Genomic DNA, 17,146 nt, shown 5'->3' on the forward strand with positions numbered 1-17,146 from the left:
TTCCTCCTCAGTGGAACCGGTCGGCGGTGAAGGGGGTGAGCAGGGGGTCCGGCTGACCGGTGACGATCAGGTCGGTGATCAGGTCGGCGGTGACCGGGGTGAGCACGATGCCGTGCCGGTGGTGGCCGGTGGCGGCGAGCACGCCGGGCCGGCCGGGCAGCGGGCCGAGGATCGGCGCGTTGTCCGGGGTGCCGGGGCGCAGCCCGGCGGTCGCCTCGGTCAGCGCGTACTCGGCGAGTTCGGGGACGAGGTCGACGGCGGCCCGGAGCAGCCGCAGCACCGCCCCGGTGGTCACCTCGGTGTCGGTGCGTTCCTCGACGGTCGCCCCGAGCACCACCTCGCCGTCGTCACGGGGGACGAGGTAGACCGACTCGCCGTCGGCGTACCCCCGGATGACGTGCCGGAAGCCGGGCGGGCGGTGGTCGGGCGCGCGCAGCCGCAGCACCTGGCCCTTGACCGGGCGGACCGGTAGCCCGGTCAGCGCGGCGGCGCCGCAGCCGGCGGCGACCACGACGACCGGCGCGTCCACCTCGGCCAGTCGGGTCACCGCGCCGGGCAGCAGGGTCGCGCCGGCCCGTCCGGCGGCGGCCCGTAGCGCGTCGACCAGCCGGCGCGGGTCGACCTGGTGGTCGCCGGGGGCGACCGCCCCGCCGCGCAGCCGGGGGGTCAGCGCCGGTTCGCGCTCCCGTAGCTGCGACGGGCGCAGCGCGCTGATCGGCAGCCCCAACCCCTGCTGGTACGACCAGAGCCGGCGTGCCTCGGCCAGGTCGTCCCCGGTCAGCCCGACGACGAGGGTGCCGTCGGTGCGGTAGCCGAACTCCGTTCCGGTGGCTTCGGTCAGTTCGGCGGCGAAGCCCGGCCAGCGGGCGGCGGACGCGGTGAGCAGCCCGGTCAGTTCCCGTTCCCCGAAGTACGCCTCGGCGACGGGGGCGAGCATTCCGGCGGCGACCCGGGACGCGCCGGAGCCGGGGGCCGGGTCGTGCACGGCCACCCGCAGGCCCCGGGTGGCGCAGCGCCAGGCGATCGCCAATCCGACCGGCCCCGCGCCCACGATGGCGACGTCGGGCCGGGTCAGCACGTCAGCGCCGCGATCAGTTCGGCGGTGGCCCGGCCCGGGTCGGCGGCGGTGGACAGCGCCCCGACCACCGCCACCCCGTACGCCCCGGCGGCCCGCAGCGCCGGCACCGTGGCGACGGTGACCCCGCCGATGGCGATGACCGGCACGTCGACGGCCGCGACGACGGCGCGGATGCCGGCGGGGCCGATCGGGTCGGGCAGGCCGGTCTTGGTGGCGGTCGGGTGGCACGGGCCGACGCCCAGGTAGCTGGCCCCGGCGGCGACGGCCCGGGCGGCGGCGACCGGTTCCCGGGCGGTCGCGCCGAGCACGGCGGCGTGGCCGAGGACCCGGCGGGCCGCCGCGACGGGCAGGTCGTCCGCGCCGACGTGGCCGCCGTGGGCGTCCACCGCGAGGGCGACGTGCAGCCGGTCGTTGACCAGGCAGGTGGCCCCGTACGGGGCACACTGCTCGCGCACCCGTCGGGCCAGGTCGTACGCCTGCCGGTCGGTGGTGTGGTCGGTCACCCGGACCTGGACGACGAGGTCGGCGCGGGCCACCGGGAGGGCGGCCCGTACGACGGCGAGCGGGTCGCACCCGGGGCGGGTGTCGGTGATCAGATGCAGTCGGCCGAGGGACGGCACGGCAACTCTCCTCCCTGCGCCGGCATTACCCGGATCAGGTTCGACGGTCGGGGGCTCCCAGCCCCCCTCTCAGCCCGGTGTACCGGGCTCCCGTGGGTCACGTGCCTGTGACCGTACGACAGATCCGCTGATCCGCCAAGGGGTGTTAGATTGATCCAGGACCATCGATGCCTACTGTTTTGGGCTTGTATCCACATAAGCCGGAAAAGCGAGTCGCCGATACCGAATCGTTACATGCTCATGCCTTGCCGGAAACCAATCCAGCGGCGCTAATTTGTTCAACCGATCGACATTATTCCGGTGCGGAGCCTCGGCGTGGCCCGTACCTGATCGCCACCGGTGCGGACCTCGGCGGGCCCACACCGATCCGACCGGGGACGGTCTGCGGCGAGTCGTCCCCATGCCCCCACCACTGTCCAACGCGGACAAAAGGAGCATGGAGTGTCTCCATCCCGCCATCGCCGCGCACGTCGCGGTCCACTGGGTGCCGGTCTACTGGCCCTCTCCCTACTCGCCAGCGGCCTGATCGGCGGCACCGCCGCCCAGGCCGCTCCCGTCGCGCAGGCCCGGCCCCAGGCCGCACCCGCGCCGGCAGCGGCAGCCGCCGCCGAACCGTTCTCGGTCCTGGTCTTCTCCAAGACCGCCGGATTCCGGCACGACGCCATCCCGGCCGGCATCGCCGCGATCCAGAAGCTCGGCACCGAGAACGGCTTCACCGTCGACACCACCGAGGACGGAGCCGCCTTCAACGACACCAACCTGGCCAAGTACCAGGCGGTCATCTGGCTCTCCACCACCGGTGACGTGCTCGACGCCACCCAGCAGGCCGCGTTCGAGCGCTACATCAAGGCCGGCGGCGGCTACGCGGGCGTGCACGCCGCCTCCGACACCGAGTACGACTGGGCCTGGTACGGCAACCTGGTCGGTGCGTACTTCTCCGGCCACCCGGCCAACCAGCAGGCCACCGTCAAGGTCGAGGACCACGCGCACCCGTCGACGGCCGACCTGCCGGACCGCTGGTCCCGGTTCGACGAGTGGTACAACTTCCGCACCAACCCGCGCTCCAAGGTGCACGTGCTGGCCAGCCTGGACGAGAAGTCCTACAGCCCGGGTGCCGGCGCGATGGGCGCGGACCACCCCACCGCCTGGTGCCAGGACTACGACGGCGGTCGCTCCTGGTACACCGGCGGCGGTCACACCCAGGCGTCGTACACCGAGCCGGAGTTCCTCAGCCACCTGCTCGGCGGCATCCGCACCGCGGCCGGGGTCGAGAACGCCGACTGCGGCGCCACCAAGACCTCGAACTTCGAGAAGGTCACCCTCGACAGCAACACCAACAACCCGATGGAGCTGGACATCGCTCCGGACGGCCGGGTGTTCTACGCCGAGCGCGACGGCCGGGTGCAGATCGTCAAGCCGGACACCGGCAACACGGTCACCGCGACCCGGCTGGACGTGTTCACCGGCAACGAGGACGGCCTGCTCGGGTTGCGCCTCGACCCGGACTTCGCCACCAACAAGTGGATCTACCTGTACTACGCACCGGCCGGTGGCGCCCCGCGCAACTACCTGTCCCGGTTCACCGTCAACGGTGACACCATCGACAAGGCCACCGAGAAGGTCGTGCTGCAGGTCGACACCCAGCGCAACACCTGCTGCCACGCCGGCGGCAGCATGACCTTCGACTCGCAGGGCAACCTCTACCTCGCCACCGGCGACAACACCAACCCGTTCGAGTCGAACGCGTTCACCCCGATCGACGAACGCCCCGGTCGCCAGGACTACGACGCGCAGCGCAGCGCCGGCAACACCAACGACCTGCGCGGCAAGGTGATCCGGATCCACCCGGAGGACGACGGCACCTACACCGTCCCGGCGGGCAACCTGTTCGCCCCGGGCACCGCGAAGACCCGTCCCGAGATCTTCGGCATGGGCTTCCGTAACCCGTTCCGGATCGGCGTCGACCAGAAGACCGACACCCTCTACGTCGCCGACTACGGGCCGGACGCCTCGGCGGCCAACCCGAACCGTGGCCCCGAGGGCCTGGTGGAGTGGAACATCGTCGCCACGGCCGGCAACTACGGCTGGCCGTACTGCGTCGGCAACAACCGGGCGTACAACGACTACACCTTCCCGTCCGGGCCGAGCGGGGCGAAGTTCGACTGCGCCGCACCGGTCAACGACTCGCCGAACAACACCGGCCTGACCAACCTGCCGCCGGTCGTCCCGGCGACGGTGGACTACGGCTACGCGGGCGACCCGCGCTTCCCCGAGATCGGTGGCGGTGGCGCCCCGATGGGCGGCCCGGTCTACCGCTACGACGCCGACAGCAACTCCACCCGCAAGTGGCCGGCGTACTACGACGGCAAGGCGCTGCTCGGCGAGTGGAACCAGTCGAAGATGTACACGATGCAGGTCAGCGCGGACGGCAAGACGCTGATCGACATCAACCAGCTGCTCACCGGCATGCCGATGATCCGCCCGATGGACTTCGAGTTCGGTCCGGACGGCGCGCTCTACATGATCGAGTGGGGCACCGGCTTCGGCGGCAACAACGACGACTCCGGGGTCTACCGGATCGACTACACCGCCGGTGACCGGGCGCCCATCGCCGAGGCCAGCGCCGACCCCACCTCCGGGGCCGCCCCGCTGACCGTGACGTTCTCCAGCGCCGGGTCGCGTGACCCGGACGGCGGCACGCTGACCTACGCGTGGAAGTTCGGTGACGGGCAGACCTCCACCGAGGCGAACCCCACCCACACCTACACCACGGCCGGCAACTACACCGCCCAGCTCACCGTGACCAACCCCAAGGGCCGTACCGCCGTGGCGAACGTGCCGGTGACGGTCGGCAACACCGCCCCGACGGTGACCATCGAGTTCCCGCCCAGCGGCGGTTTCTTCGACTGGGGCGACCAGGTCAAGTACACGATCAAGGTGACCGACCCGGAGGACGGCACCGTCGACTGTGACCGGGTGCAGCTGCAGGTGCTGCTCGGCCACGACGAGCACGCCCACCCGCTGGAGCAGCACACCGGCTGCACCGGCACCGTGCAGACCTCGCTGGCGTCCGGGCACGGCGCGGAGGCCAACGTCTTCGCGGTCTTCGAGGCCACCTACACCGACGACGGCGGCACCGGCGGCGCCGGCCCGCTGACCGGTCGGGCGATCGAGATCCTCCAGCCCAAGCGCAAGCAGGCCGAGTACTACACGGCCACCGGGCGGGCCCCGGGCAGCACCGGCGGCGGTGACCCGGGCGTGCAGAAGGAGACCACCACCGACCCCGCCGGTGGCGGCCAGAACATCGGCTTCATCGAGGACGGCGACTGGTGGTCGCTCGTCCCGGCCAACCTGACCGGGGTCGAGCAGATCCGGTTCCGGGTGGCCTCCGAGGTCCAGGGCGGCCGGATCGACGTGCACGCCGGTGCCGTCGACGGACCGGTCGTGGCCACGGCCACCGTGCCCGGCACGGGCGGCTGGCAGCAGTTCGTCGACGTGACCGCGCCGGTGACGGCCGGTGCGGAGGGCGCGCTGTACTTCGTCGCCAAGGACCCGGCCGGTGGCACCGGTTCGCTGTTCAACGTCAACTGGATGGACTTCATCGGACGGGGCGTCACCGACAACGCTCCGCCGCAGGTGACGGCCACCGCCACCCCGGCGACCGGCACCGCGCCGGTCACCGTGACCTTCACCGGCACGGCCACCGACACCGAGGGTGACACCCCGCTGACGTACGCCTGGGACTTCGGTGACGGCGGGACGGCGACGACTCTGAACGCCACCCACACCTACACCACCCCGGGCACCTTCACCGCCACCCTGACGGTGACGGACAAGCGGGGCGCGAAGTCCTACGCGACCGTCCCGGTCAAGGTGGACGCGCCGACCAACACGTGCCTCGGCGCGCGGTCGGACGAGTTCCTCGGCAACAGCCTCGACAAGGACCGCTGGTCGGTGGTCCGGGAGAACCAGCTCTACTCGGTCTCCGGCGGGTCGCTGCGGCTGCCCACCTCCTCCGGTGACCTGTACGGCTCCCGCAACGACGCGACCAACCTGGTGCTCCAGCCCGCACCCAGCGGGGCCTGGCAGGCCACCACGAAGGTCACCGTGCCCGTCACCGCCGACTACCAGCAGGCCGGCCTGCTGATCTACGGCGACGACGACAACTACGCCAAGGTGGACCTGCTCTACGGCGGGTCGCGCAAGGTGGAGTTCATCCGGGAGACCGCCGGGACTCCGCGCAACGACGCGGCGGACGCCGTGGCCGCCCCGGCCGGTGACACCATCTGGCTGCGGCTGATCAGCGACGGCACCAACCTTACCGCGCAGTTCTCGACCGACGGTGCCACGTTCACCCCGGTCGGCCGGTCCGCCGCGCTGGCCGGCATCACCAACCCGCGGATCGGTCTGCTCGCCCTCAACGGCGGCACCACCGCCCCGGTGGTGGACGCGGTGTTCGACTCGTTCCTGGTCTCGCCGGACGCCCCGGCCGGCCCGGTCAGCCCGTCGGACGAGTTCACCGGCACCACGCTCGACAAGTGCCGGTGGAACGCGGTGCTCCGGGAGGACCCGGCCGCCTACCGGGTCGCCGACGGCGCACTGAAGATCGACGTGCCGAAGGGTGACATCTACGGCACCAGCAACACCGGGCCGACGAACTTCATCCTCCAGACCGCGCCGAGCGGCGACTGGACCCTGGAGACGAAGGTCGACGGCAGCGCGCTGGCCGAGCAGTACCAGCAGGCCGGTCTGATCGTCCACGCCGACGACGACAACTACGTCAAGTTGGACTTCATCGTGGACAACCAGGCGGGTCAGACGCCGTCGCGGCGGATCGAGTTCCGCGGCGAACTCGCCGGGGTGACGCAGAACCCGCAGCCCCAGGTCTCCAACCTGACCTCGGGGGTGTGGTACCTGCGCCTCGCCCGGGCCGGTGACGTCTTCACCGGGTCCTACTCGGCGGACGGGCAGGAGTGGACCACGTTCGAGACGGTGACGAACACCGCCGTCGGGGCCACCCCGAAGATCGGTCTGTTCACCCTCGGCGCGAACGCGGCCACCTCCAAGACGGCCTCGTTCGACTACTTCCGGCTCTCCACCAAGGCGGCCGACACGACCGCCCCGGTGACCACGGCCACCGTCTCCGGCACCCCGACCGAGGGCTGGTACACCGGCCCGGTCACCGTGACGCTGGCGGCGACCGACGAGGCCGGCGGTAGCGGGGTGGCGAGCACCGAGTACCAGCTCGACGGGGCCACCACGTGGACCGCGTACACCGAGCCGGTGCAGGTCACCGGGGACGGCACCCACGAGGTGCGGTTCCGCTCGACCGACGCCGCCGGCAACGTGGAGGCGACGAAGAAGGTCGCCGTGAAGATCGACGCCACCGCGCCGGTCAGCTCGGCGTCGTTCGCCCCGGCCAACGACGACGGCTGGCACAACGGCACCGTCCCGGTGGTCATCACCTCCACCGACGCCGGTTCCGGGGTGAAGAAGCTGGAGTGGTCGCTCGACGGCGGTGCCTGGACGGCGTACACCACGCCGGTCGAGGTGACCGGGGACGGCACGCACGAGCTGCTGTACCGGGCCACCGACGCCGCCGGCAACGTCGAGGCGCTGAAGTCGGCGGTCGTGAAGATCGACGGCACCAAGCCGACGCTGCTGGTCTCCGGCATCGCCGACGGCCAGCTCTACGGTGACAGCCAGGACGTCCGGATCTCGTGGCAGGCGGTCGACCCGACCTCCGGCATCAAGACGACCTCCGGCGTGCTGGACGGCCGGGCGTACACCAGCGGCACCCTGCAGGCGCTGTACGAGCTGCCGCTCGGCCTGCACGAGCTGACGGTGACCGCGACCGACAAGGCGGGCAACTCCACCACCTCGACGGTCCGGTTCTTCGTCACCACCTCGTTCCGGGACATGCAGAACCTGCTGGACCGGTTCAAGGCGACCGGACGACTCACCACCAAGGCGCACCGTCAGCTGTCCAACAAGCTGGACGCGGTGCGGGAGTCCGAGGCGGCGGGCAACGACAAGCGGGCGGTGCAGCAGTTGACCGCCTTCAAGGCGTTGGCCACCGACACCGCGGTGGTGACCGACACCGACGTGCGGGACGTGCTGGTCCGTGACGCCGACGCCATGATCGTCCGGCTCGGTGGCGCGGCCACCAAGGCCGGCGTCAAGGCGAACAACAACAAGTCGGTCGACGGGGCCGGCCGGCTCGGTGCCGACCCCACCCGGATCGCCAAGGGCGGTTCGCTGTAAGGAGCACCACGGGGCCGCTCCCACCGTCGACACCGACGGTGGGGGCGGCCCCTCCACATCGGAAGGGAGACGTCGATGCGTAGCTTGAGAGCCCTCGCCGCGCTGGTCGTGGCGGCCCTGGTGGCCCTGCCGGCGGGGCCGGCGGCGGCGCACGGCGGGAAGGTCAAGCTTACGGTGGCCGGTGACGGTGCCGGCGGGGTGACCGTGATGGCCGTGTACGCCGACGGGCACCGGCTGGACCAGCCGGTCCGGCTCACCCTGACCGCCGAGGGCGAGGGTGGCCGGACGGCCGGGCCGGTGCAGATCGAGCCGTCCGGGGAGGGGCAGGGCTTCTACAGCAGCGGCCCGCTGCTCTCCCCCGGCGACTGGCGGGTGACGGTCAGCGCCCCCGCGCCGTACGGCAGCACGGCGACCGCGCAGGTGCAGGCCCGGGTGGCCCAGTCGCCGTCGCCGGTCGCCGTCGAACGCCCGGCGGCCGGGGCACGGGAGGCCGGAACGGTCTGGTGGCGGTGGTTGGCCGGCGGCCTCGCCGTGGTGGTCGTCGCCGGGTCGGCGCTGCTGTGGTGGCGTCGCCGGGCGCACCCCGGGCCCGGCGAACCGGCCGGCCTGGACGGCTGAGCACCGCGTCACCGGTCGGGCCCGGACACCGCGACGGTGTCCGGGCCCGACCGCGTCCGGCCGGTCTGCTCAGAGCAGGGCGTCCAGCGCGTCGAGGTCGTCGTCGGTGGGCTGCCAACCGCCGGCGGCGGCGTTCGCCCGGACCTGCTCGGCGGTGGTGGCACCGGCGATGACCGAGGCCACCGCCGGGCGGGCGGCCAGCCCGCCGATGGCCACCTGGAGCAACGTCAGCCCCCGCTGCGCGGCAAACGCCTCCAGCGCCTCGATGGTGTCCCAGCGGGCGGCGGCGAGCCGCTCGGCGTACCGGCCGCCACCGGCGAGGCGGCTGCCGGCGGGCGGGGCGCTGTCCCGCCGGTACTTGCCGGTGAGCAGCCCGTTGGCCAGCGGGAAGAACGGCAGCAGTCCGAGGCCGAACCGCTCGCAGGCCGGGATGATCTCGACCTCGGCGTCCCGGTGGAGCAGGTTGTAGTGGTTCTGCGCGCTGATGAACCGGGTCAGCCCCCGGGTCTTCGCCGTCCAGTCGGCGTCGGCGATCTGCCAGCCGGAGAAGTTGGAGTTGCCCAGGTAGCGCACCTTGCCGGCACGGACCAGGTCGTCGAGGGCGGCGAGCGTCTCGTCGACCGGGGTGTCCGGGTCGGGCTCGTGCAGCTGGTACAGGTCGATGTGGTCGGTGCCGAGCCGGCGCAGCGACGCCTCGACGGCCCGCACCACGTACCGCCGGGAGCCGCGCACCCCGAAGTCGCGGCCGTTGCGCCCACCCATCGACATGCCGAACTTGGTGGCCAGCACCACGTCGTCGCGCCGCCCCTTGAGGGCCTGCCCGAGCAGTTCCTCCGAACCGCCCGGCGGCTCGCCGTAGATGTCGGCGGTGTCGAAGAAGGTGATCCCGGCGTCGAGCGCGGCGTCGACCACCGCCCGGGTGCCGTCGATGTCGAGCTTGCGGCCGAAGTTGTTGCAGCCGATGCCGACCACGGACACCACGAGCCCGGAGTCGCCCAGCCGGCGGTAGGTCATCTCAGTCACGAGATCCACCCTATGCCGCCGGGAGCGGCCCCGGCCGGCGACGACCGCGCCCGGTTACCGGGTGCGGTCGTCGCCGCACGGTGAGCGCGACCGGCTCAGCCGACGTCCCAGACCGGCTCCGGGGTCTCCACCACGTCGCCGTCGCCCCGGAACAGCACGAACCTGTCGAACGAGCGGGTGAACCAGCGGTCGTGGGTGACCGCCACCACCGTCCCGGCGAACGCGGTCAGTCCCGCCTCCAACGCCTCCGCCGAGGCCAGGTCGAGGTTGTCGGTCGGCTCGTCGAGCAGCAGCAGGGTGGCCCCGGACAGCTCCAGCAGCAGCACCAGGAACCGGGCCTGCTGGCCGCCGGAGAGGGTGCCGAACCGCTGGTCGCCCTGGCCGGCCAGCTCGTAGCGGCTCAGCGCCGCCATCGCCGCGTGCCGGTCCATCCCGTCCCGGTGCTCGTCACCGCGCCACAGCACCTCGACCAGGGTCTTCGCCATCAGCTCCGGCCGGTCGTGGGTCTGCGAGAAGTGCCCCGGCCGGACCCGGGCACCCAGCCGGACCACCCCGGCGTGCGCCACCGGGGCCAGCGCGGCGGCCCCGTCCACCGGGCCGTTGGCCGGGTCGGGGTCGGTGCCGCCCCGGGCCAGCAGGCGCAGGAAGTGCGACTTGCCGGTGCCGTTGGCCCCGAGCACCGCCACCCGGTCGCCGTACCACAGCTCCAGGTCGAAGGGGTAGGTCAGGCCGTCCAGCTCCAGCTGCTCGCAGATCACCGCGCGCTTGCCGGTCCGCCCGCCGGCCAGCCGCATCCGGATGTCCTGGTCCTTCGGCGGTACGGGCGGCGGCCCGGCCTCCTCGAACTTGCGCAGCCGGGTCTGTGCCGCCTGGTAGCGGGAGGCGAGACCGTCGTTGTACGCGGCCTTCTGCTTGTACATCAGCATCAGCTCGCGCAGCTTCTGGTGTTCCTCGTCCCAGCGGCGGCGCAGCTCGTCGAGGCGGGCGTGCCGGGCCGTACGGGCTTCGTGCCAGCTCGCGAAGCCGCCCGGGTGCACCCAGGCGCTGCCCCCTTCGACGGCGACCACCCGGTCGGCGGTGTGCGCGAGCAGTTCCCGGTCGTGCGAGACGTAGAGCACCGACTTGGTGGACTCGCGCAGCCGTCGCTCCAGCCAGCGTTTGCCGGGCACGTCGAGGAAGTTGTCCGGCTCGTCGAGCAGCAGCACCTCGTCGGGGCCACGCAGCAGCAGCTCCAGGGCGAAGCGCTTCTGCTGCCCGCCCGACAGGGTGCGCACCGGGCGGTCCCGGGAGGCGTCCCAGGGCAGGTCGAGCACGGTGGTGGTGACGGTGTCGAAGAGCACCTCGGCGTCGTACCCGCCGGCCTCGCCCCAGGCGGCCAGCGCGTCGGCGTACGCCAGTTGGGCCTTGCCGGCGGCGGTGCTGTACTTGCCGCGCAGTTCGGCCTCGCGCATGGCCCGTTCGGTGTCGGCGAGCCGGTGGCCGGCCGCGCGCAGCGCCGGTGGGGCCAGCGACAGGGCCAGGTCGGCAAGCGTCGACTCGTCGCCGATCATGCCGATGAACTGCCGCATCACGCCGAGCCCACCGGATCGGGCGATCACGCCGGTACGCACCGGCAGGTCACCGGCGACCATCCGCAGCAGCGTCGTCTTGCCGGCGCCGTTCGGCCCGACCAGGGCGACCTTGGCGCCCTCACCGACCCGGAACGACACGTCGGCGAAGAGTTCCCGACCGTCCGGGAGGATGTACCCGACCGCTGCCACGTCCACGTATCCCACGTCGGCATCCTGCCCGAGGCGTGCGGCCGGGCGACACTCGATTACCTGGTGACCCGCAGCACCCGGTAGCCCCGCTGGCTGGCCTGCCGCACGACGGTGAATCCCTCGTCGCCCAGCCAGCGGTGCAGCGAGTCGCCGCCGAGGTGCCGGGCCACCACCAGCCAGCCGACGCCGTCCGGGGCGAGCCGGGGCAGCCAGCGGCGCAGCAGCGCGTGCAGTTCGGGCTTGCCGATGTGGATCGGCGGGTTGGACCAGATCTGGGTGAAGGTGACCTCGGCCGGCACCCCGTCCGGGGCGACCGCGTGCACCCGGTCGGCGGCGTCGACACGGGCGGCGTTCGCGGCGGTCAGCTCGCGGGCCCGCGCGTTGACGTCGACCGCCCACACGGTGGCGGCCGGCGCGAGGTCGGCCAGCACGCAGCTGATCGGCCCGAACCCGGAGCCGATGTCGAGCAGGTGGCCGCCGGTGTCGGCGGTCGGCAGCTCGGCCTTACGCAGGAGTACGGCGGTGCCGGGGTCGAGCCGGGCGGCGGAGAAGACCCCACTGGCGGAGACGAGCGTGTAGTCGCGCCCGGCGACGTGGAACTCGACCTCGCGGGGGTGGGCCGGGGCACTGGGCTCCGGGGTGAAGTAGTGGTCGCCGGTCACCGGGGCATTCTTCCACCGGCCCGGACCGGTCCCGTCGTCGGCGGTCGGTGTGCCCGGCGGGCCACCGGGGTGGACGGTCCGGTGGACCCGACGCGCCATGGCGGTATTTCCTAGTTTTATCCCCTAAAGGGGCAATGAACCCTACTCTGGGCGACATGGTATATCGGTACGAGTCCGCTGAGGACGCGTTTGAGGAGAACCCGCGGCCCGGGGCGGACCTGCCGCTGGTGCAACCCGGCCCGACCGCACCGGCCGGGCCCTCCCCGTCCCGCTTCCCGGCCCCCTCCCTGCCCCGGACCACCCGGTCGACGCCGCCGGAGGCCGATCCCGTCCCGATCCGCTCCGCCGTCCAGGTGCCCGCCCCGACGTCCACGCCGCAGCGGTCCCGGTCCCGCCGCTCCGGCGACGCCCGCGGCGGCCGGCTCTGGCAGATCGCCGTCGGCGGGGCGGCGGTGCTGATGCTGCTCGGCCTCTGCGGCATCGGCGGCGCCCTGCTGCTCATCGACCGCACCGCCACCGACGACCCGGCGCAGAGCGGGGCCGCGCCGACGGCGACGGCGAGCACCGCCCCGACCGACCAGGCCGCCACCGGTCCGCTGGACTCCCGGGACGTCGACCGGCAGCCGTTGACCGTCAAGGAGGTCTTTCCCGACAAGACCCTGGTCGTCGGCGTCGACCGGCACGAGTACCAGGTGCTCAAGACCCAGGCCGGCACGAACTGCGCCGTGGCCGCCACCGGTGAGATCGCCGACCTGCTGGTCACCCTCGGCTGCAGCCAGGTGGTCCGGGCCACCCTGCGCTCCCCCGACGGCGACCACCTGCTCACCGCCGGCCTGCTCAACCTGACCGACCTGGCCACCGCGCAACGCGTCCGGGAACGGATCAGGCCGCTGCTCGACGACCGGCGTGGCCGGTTCCGGGGCATGCCCGCCGGGGAGGACACCGAGTCGGTCGCCACCGCCGCCGCCCGCGTCGCCTGGCAGGTACGCGGCCACTACGTCGCCTACTGCCTGGTCACCCGGGACGACGCCGGTGCCGTCCCGGCCGGTGACCGCGACGTCCGCGAGATCATCTACGACCTGATCGAGCTGCACCTGGACAAGGGGGTGCTGGACCGGCGCGCGGCCGGCGTCAGCGTGGACCAGCCCACCGCCAGGGCCACCGGCGCCTCGGCCACCCCGTCCGCCGGGACCCGCCGGACGCCCACCGCCTCCCCGCGCGGCGACGACCCGGACACCGACGAACTGCCCGGCGACTGACCGCCGGCGACGCAGGCCCGGCCGGAGCGGCCGGGCCTGCGTCTGAGGAGCCGGCCTGGGACTGGCCGGCGGCGTGCCCGGTCGCTACGCCGGTTCGACGGGCAACCAGAGTTCGCGGGTCGGACTGCCGGGGTCGTCCGTCGGCTCGGGCACCGCGACGATCTCCGGGCCCGGCCGCAGACGCCACGGGTTGAAGGGGAACCACCCGGTCGCGGCAGCCGCCCAGGTCCGCTGCAGGATCTGCGGATACGGCCCCACGACCCGGATGACCACCCAACGGCCCGCCGGGACCTCGATCACGTCCAGGTCGGCCGGGACCGGCGTGCACCGGGACACGGCCACCCCGTGCAGGTACGTCAGCTCGCTGCCCTCGTCGTAGTCCGCGTCGAGGTCGTCGCAGACCGCGAGCAGACCGGCCGGCTCGGCGTCACCGAGTGTCTTCAGGCGCAGGTGCTCCTGCGCCGGCAGCGCCGCGACGTGCCGCTGGATGTACGGGTTGACGCCCCGGTGGATCAGGGGAACCCGGATGGCGTGCCCCACGAGCCGGAATGCGGGACGGCCGACGATACGGGTTTCCATGCGTTCGTTCCCTTCGGCGCTGCGGCGGAACCTGAGCCGTGGTGCCCGGCGACCCGGCCTTTCGTATCGTGGGCCGGCGCGCAGGCGACACACCCGACAGAAGCGGAGCGGGAAGTGTCGGGCGATCGGAACGGTCGCCGCCCCACGATGGGGCGCATGGACGACACGACACTGGTATCCCGGTTCCTTCACGACGGTTTCGTGAAGCTGGCGGGCGCCGTCGCGCCGCGCGTGGCCACGGACTGCGCACGGCTGCTGTGGCGGGAGACCGGCTGCGACCCGGACGACCCCGCCACCTGGACGAAACCCGTGCGCTGGGTGCCCGGCATGGCGCAGGGGCCGTTCGCCGCCGCACCCAACTCCCCGGCCCTCCACCACGCCTACGACCTGCTCGTCGGCGCGGGACGCTGGGAGCCGCGCTACTCACTGGGCACGTTCCCGTTGCGCTTCCCGCACCCCGACGAGCCGGACGACGCGGGCTGGCACGTCGAGGGCAGCTACCTTCCGGAGGGCGCGAACTGGTACTTCACGAACGTCCGCTCCCGGGGTCGGGCACTGCTGATGCTGTTCCTGTTCAGCGAGGTCGGCGACGAGGACGCCCCGACCCGGATCAGGGTCGGCTCCCACCTCGACGTGCCGAAGGTGCTCGAGAAGTACGGGGAGGACGGGGCGAGCGGGCTCGACCTCGCGCCCGACCTGGTGGCGGCGTCGGACCACCGGCCGGTCGCCCTGGCCACCGGGTCCCCGGGCGACGTCTTCCTCTGCCACCCGTTCCTGGTGCACGCGGCGCAGCCGCACCACGGGACGCGACCGCGCTTCATGGCCCAGCCGCCGCTGATGCCGGCGGCACCGTACGAACTGGAACGGCCCGACGGTGCGTACTCGCCCGTGGAGATCGCGATCCGCCGGGGACTCGGACAGGACACTCCCGGTCCCGAGGCACCCGGGAGGCGGGAGCACCGGTGAGGGGGCGGGTGAGCGGCCGCAACGCGCGGTTCCAGCAGTGGGAGGCCCTGCTGCGCAACCGGACCAAGCGGCAACGTCGCGGCGAGTTCCTCGTGCAGGGCGTACGCCCGATCGCGATGGCCGTCGAACACGGCTGGCAGGTCCGGGAGCTGCTCTACGACGCCGACGTCCGGCTGTCCGAGTGGGCCCGCACGACGCTGGACAGCGTCCGGGCCGAGCGGTACGCCGTCGCCCCCGACCTGATGCACGAGCTGGGCGGCAAGGCGGACACGGTGCCGGAGCTGCTGGCCGTGGTCGCCCTACCCGAGGACGACCTGCACCGCATCCCGGTCGGACCGACCATGCTCACCGTCGTGTTCGACAGGCCCGGCAGCCCCGGCAACATCGGGACCCTCATCCGCTCCGCGGACGCCTTCGGCGCGTCCGGCGTCGTCGTCACCGGCCATGCCGCCGACGTGTACGACCCGAAGGCGGTGCGGGCGAGCACCGGCTCGCTGTTCGCGCTGCCCGTGGTCCGGGTGCCCTCGCACCAGGCGGTGCTGTCCTGGGTCGCCGACGTGCGGGCCGGCGGTGTCCACATCGGCATCGCTGGTGCCGACGAGCACGCCACCCTGGATGCCGCCGACTACGACTTCACACGACCCACGCTGACCCTGATCGGCAACGAGACCACAGGTCTCAGCGTCGGCTGGCGGGACGCCTGCGACCAGCTCGTCCGGGTGCCGATGTCCGGGGCCGCCAGCTCCCTGAACGCGGCGGCCGCCGCGACCGTCGTGCTCTACGAGTCGGCACGCCAGCGCAGCGCCGCCGCCCGCCGGTAGCACCGGGTCAGGACTCCACCGGCAGCCGCAACCGGCGGGTCCGGTCGGCGCGGTCGGCGTAGTCGGCCGGATCGGCCGGATAGCCGACGGCCACCAGGGTCAACCCGTGCGCCGGTGCGACCGTCACCTCGCTGGACCGTTCGCGCCGGGCGAGCAGCCCCGCCGGCCACCCGACCGGACGTCGACCGTCCCCGGCGGTCAGCATCGCCCCCACCAGGCTGCGCACCATCGCCTGGCAGAACGCGTCGGCCTGCACGGTGGCGACCAGGATGCCGTCCGGGTCCCGTCGCCAGTCCAGCCGGGTCACCTCACGCACCGTCGTGGCGTTCTCCTTGCGCCGGCAGTACGCGGCGAAGTCGTGCTCCCCGACCAGGCCGGCCGCCGCGACGTTCAGGGCGGCCGGGTCCAACGCCCGGGGCCAGGCGAGGGTGTCCCACCGCCGCAGCGGCTCGGCACCCCAGGGGGCGTCGGTCACCCGGTACTCGTACCGGCGGAAGGTGGCCGAGAAACGGGCGTCGAAGTCGGCGGGCACCTCCGTCATCGCCCGGACCCGGACGTCACCGGGGAGCAGCCGGGCCAGCCGGCGCAGCAGCCGCTCCCGGTGCTCCGCCCAGACGGCGGCGGGCAGGTCGAGGTGGCAGACCTGCCCGGTGGCGTGCACCCCGGCGTCGGTCCGCCCGGCCACGGTCAGGCCCGTCACGGTGCCCGCCCCGAGCACCAGGTCCAGCGTCGCGACCAGCACCCCGGCCACCGTGCGCCGGGTCGGCTGGGCGGCCCAGCCGGAGAAGTCGGTGCCGTCGTACGAGACGTCCAGCCGCAGCCGGGTCCGCTCGTCCACCTCGTACCTCCCGTTCACGACGTCGGGCCCGGCACCCCAGGAAGGGATGCCGGGCCCGACGGTGCTGCCGTTGCTCAGGCCTTCTTCTCGGTGGCCTCGGTCTCGGTGGCCTCGTCGCTGTCCTCGCGGGCGGCGGCGGTGTCACCGGACGCCGAAACCGGCGCCTCGGAGTCCTGGTCGGCCGGGGCCGCCGGGGTCTCCTCGGCCGGGGCGAGCGCCTCGACCTTGTCCTGCTGGGCGGCCTTGCGGGCGGCGGTCTTCTTGTTCGCCTTCGGCTCGGCGACCTGAAGCTCCTCCACCAGCTCGATGATCGCCATCGGAGCGGCGTCACCCTTGCGCGGGCCGGTCTTCACGATCCGGGTGTAGCCACCGTTGCGGTTGGCGTACCGGGGCGCGATCTGGTCGAACAGGGAGTAGACCACGTCCTTGTCCTTGACGACGCCCAGCACCCGCCGCCGCGAGGCGAGGTCGCCCCGCTTGGCCTTGGTGATGAGCTGCTCGGCCAGCGGGCGCAGCCGCCGGGCCTTCGTCTCGGTGGTCTGGATCTTGCCGTGCTGGAACAGCGCGGTGGCCAGATTGGCCAGCATCAGCCGCTCGTGCGCGGGGCTGCCGCCGAGGCGGGGGCCCTTGGTGGGCGTGGGCATGCTTGGTGCTCCTC

General features: G+C 73.0%; 13 protein-coding genes and 1 riboswitch. Of the genes, 5 read left to right on the forward strand and 8 right to left on the reverse strand.

The annotated features are described in order from the left end of the window. Positions 1-7 precede the first annotated feature (7 nt). On the reverse strand, positions 8-1,078 hold the full coding sequence (gene thiO, locus ACN261_RS04935; RefSeq protein ID WP_425848636.1) for a glycine oxidase ThiO: 1,071 nt from the start codon (positions 1,076-1,078) through the stop codon (positions 8-10). After that, a complete protein-coding gene (gene thiE, locus ACN261_RS04940; RefSeq protein WP_421484159.1) occupies positions 1,072-1,698 on the reverse strand; it encodes a thiamine phosphate synthase in 627 nt (208 codons plus the stop codon). Before thiE ends, thiO begins: the two co-directional genes overlap by 7 nt. Then, a riboswitch (TPP riboswitch) is annotated at positions 1,693-1,802 on the reverse strand. (Overlaps the previous gene by 6 nt.) Positions 1,803-2,139: 337 nt before the next feature. On the opposite strand from thiE, the gene ACN261_RS04945 reads away from it, so the two are divergent. Next, positions 2,140-7,962 (forward strand): ThuA domain-containing protein, encoded by a 5,823-nt coding sequence (locus ACN261_RS04945; RefSeq protein ID WP_425848638.1) that lies wholly within the window; start codon positions 2,140-2,142, stop codon positions 7,960-7,962. Between the two features lie 75 nt (positions 7,963-8,037). Further along, the gene (locus ACN261_RS04950; protein WP_425848640.1) at positions 8,038-8,580 is read left to right on the forward strand and encodes a hypothetical protein; all 543 of its coding nucleotides are present in this window, start codon (positions 8,038-8,040) and stop codon (positions 8,578-8,580) included. Between the two features lie 69 nt (positions 8,581-8,649). On the opposite strand, the gene ACN261_RS04955 is transcribed toward ACN261_RS04950, so the two are convergent. From ACN261_RS04955 to ACN261_RS04965, 3 genes are all read right to left on the reverse strand, one after another. After that, on the reverse strand, positions 8,650-9,612 hold the full coding sequence (locus tag ACN261_RS04955; protein WP_421484164.1) for an aldo/keto reductase: 963 nt from the start codon (positions 9,610-9,612) through the stop codon (positions 8,650-8,652). 86 nt (positions 9,613-9,698) lie between these two features. Beyond that, entirely contained in the window at positions 9,699-11,378 is a 1,680-nt protein-coding gene (locus ACN261_RS04960) for an ABC-F family ATP-binding cassette domain-containing protein (RefSeq protein WP_421484165.1), read from the reverse strand. A 41-nt stretch (positions 11,379-11,419) separates the two neighbouring features. Next, the gene (locus tag ACN261_RS04965; protein ID WP_421486928.1) at positions 11,420-12,025 is read right to left on the reverse strand and encodes a class I SAM-dependent methyltransferase; all 606 of its coding nucleotides are present in this window, start codon (positions 12,023-12,025) and stop codon (positions 11,420-11,422) included. A 155-nt stretch (positions 12,026-12,180) separates the two neighbouring features. Here ACN261_RS04965 and ACN261_RS04970 point away from each other — a divergent pair, with 155 nt between their 5' ends. After that, positions 12,181-13,284, forward strand: coding sequence for a hypothetical protein (locus ACN261_RS04970; protein ID WP_421484167.1), 1,104 nt, complete (start codon positions 12,181-12,183; stop codon positions 13,282-13,284). 84 nt (positions 13,285-13,368) lie between these two features. On the opposite strand, the gene ACN261_RS04975 is transcribed toward ACN261_RS04970, so the two are convergent. Continuing rightward, positions 13,369-13,863, reverse strand: coding sequence for a GyrI-like domain-containing protein (locus ACN261_RS04975; protein WP_425848644.1), 495 nt, complete (start codon positions 13,861-13,863; stop codon positions 13,369-13,371). Between the two features lie 156 nt (positions 13,864-14,019). On the opposite strand from ACN261_RS04975, the gene ACN261_RS04980 reads away from it, so the two are divergent. Together ACN261_RS04980 and ACN261_RS04985 are read left to right on the forward strand one after the other, a co-directional pair. Continuing rightward, positions 14,020-14,829 (forward strand): phytanoyl-CoA dioxygenase family protein, encoded by an 810-nt coding sequence (locus ACN261_RS04980; RefSeq protein WP_421484170.1) that lies wholly within the window; start codon positions 14,020-14,022, stop codon positions 14,827-14,829. Continuing rightward, positions 14,826-15,650 carry a TrmH family RNA methyltransferase gene (locus tag ACN261_RS04985; protein WP_421484171.1) on the forward strand — a complete coding sequence of 275 codons (825 nt, stop codon included), beginning with the start codon at positions 14,826-14,828 and terminating at the stop codon, positions 15,648-15,650. The genes ACN261_RS04980 and ACN261_RS04985 overlap by 4 nt, the downstream gene beginning before the upstream one ends. 7 nt (positions 15,651-15,657) lie before the next feature. On the opposite strand, the gene truA is transcribed toward ACN261_RS04985, so the two are convergent. Together truA and rplQ are read right to left on the reverse strand one after the other, a co-directional pair. After that, positions 15,658-16,488, reverse strand: coding sequence for a tRNA pseudouridine(38-40) synthase TruA (gene truA / locus ACN261_RS04990; RefSeq protein WP_357926400.1), 831 nt, complete (start codon positions 16,486-16,488; stop codon positions 15,658-15,660). Positions 16,489-16,562: 74 nt separating this feature from the next. Next, the gene (rplQ, locus tag ACN261_RS04995) at positions 16,563-17,132 is read right to left on the reverse strand and encodes a 50S ribosomal protein L17 (RefSeq protein WP_208568198.1); all 570 of its coding nucleotides are present in this window, start codon (positions 17,130-17,132) and stop codon (positions 16,563-16,565) included. Between the last annotated feature and the right edge of the window lie 14 nt (positions 17,133-17,146).

Origin of the sequence: Micromonospora sp. WMMD723 (genome assembly GCF_049863385.1) — a bacterium.
Lineage (GTDB): Bacteria > Actinomycetota > Actinomycetes > Mycobacteriales > Micromonosporaceae > Micromonospora > Micromonospora wenchangensis.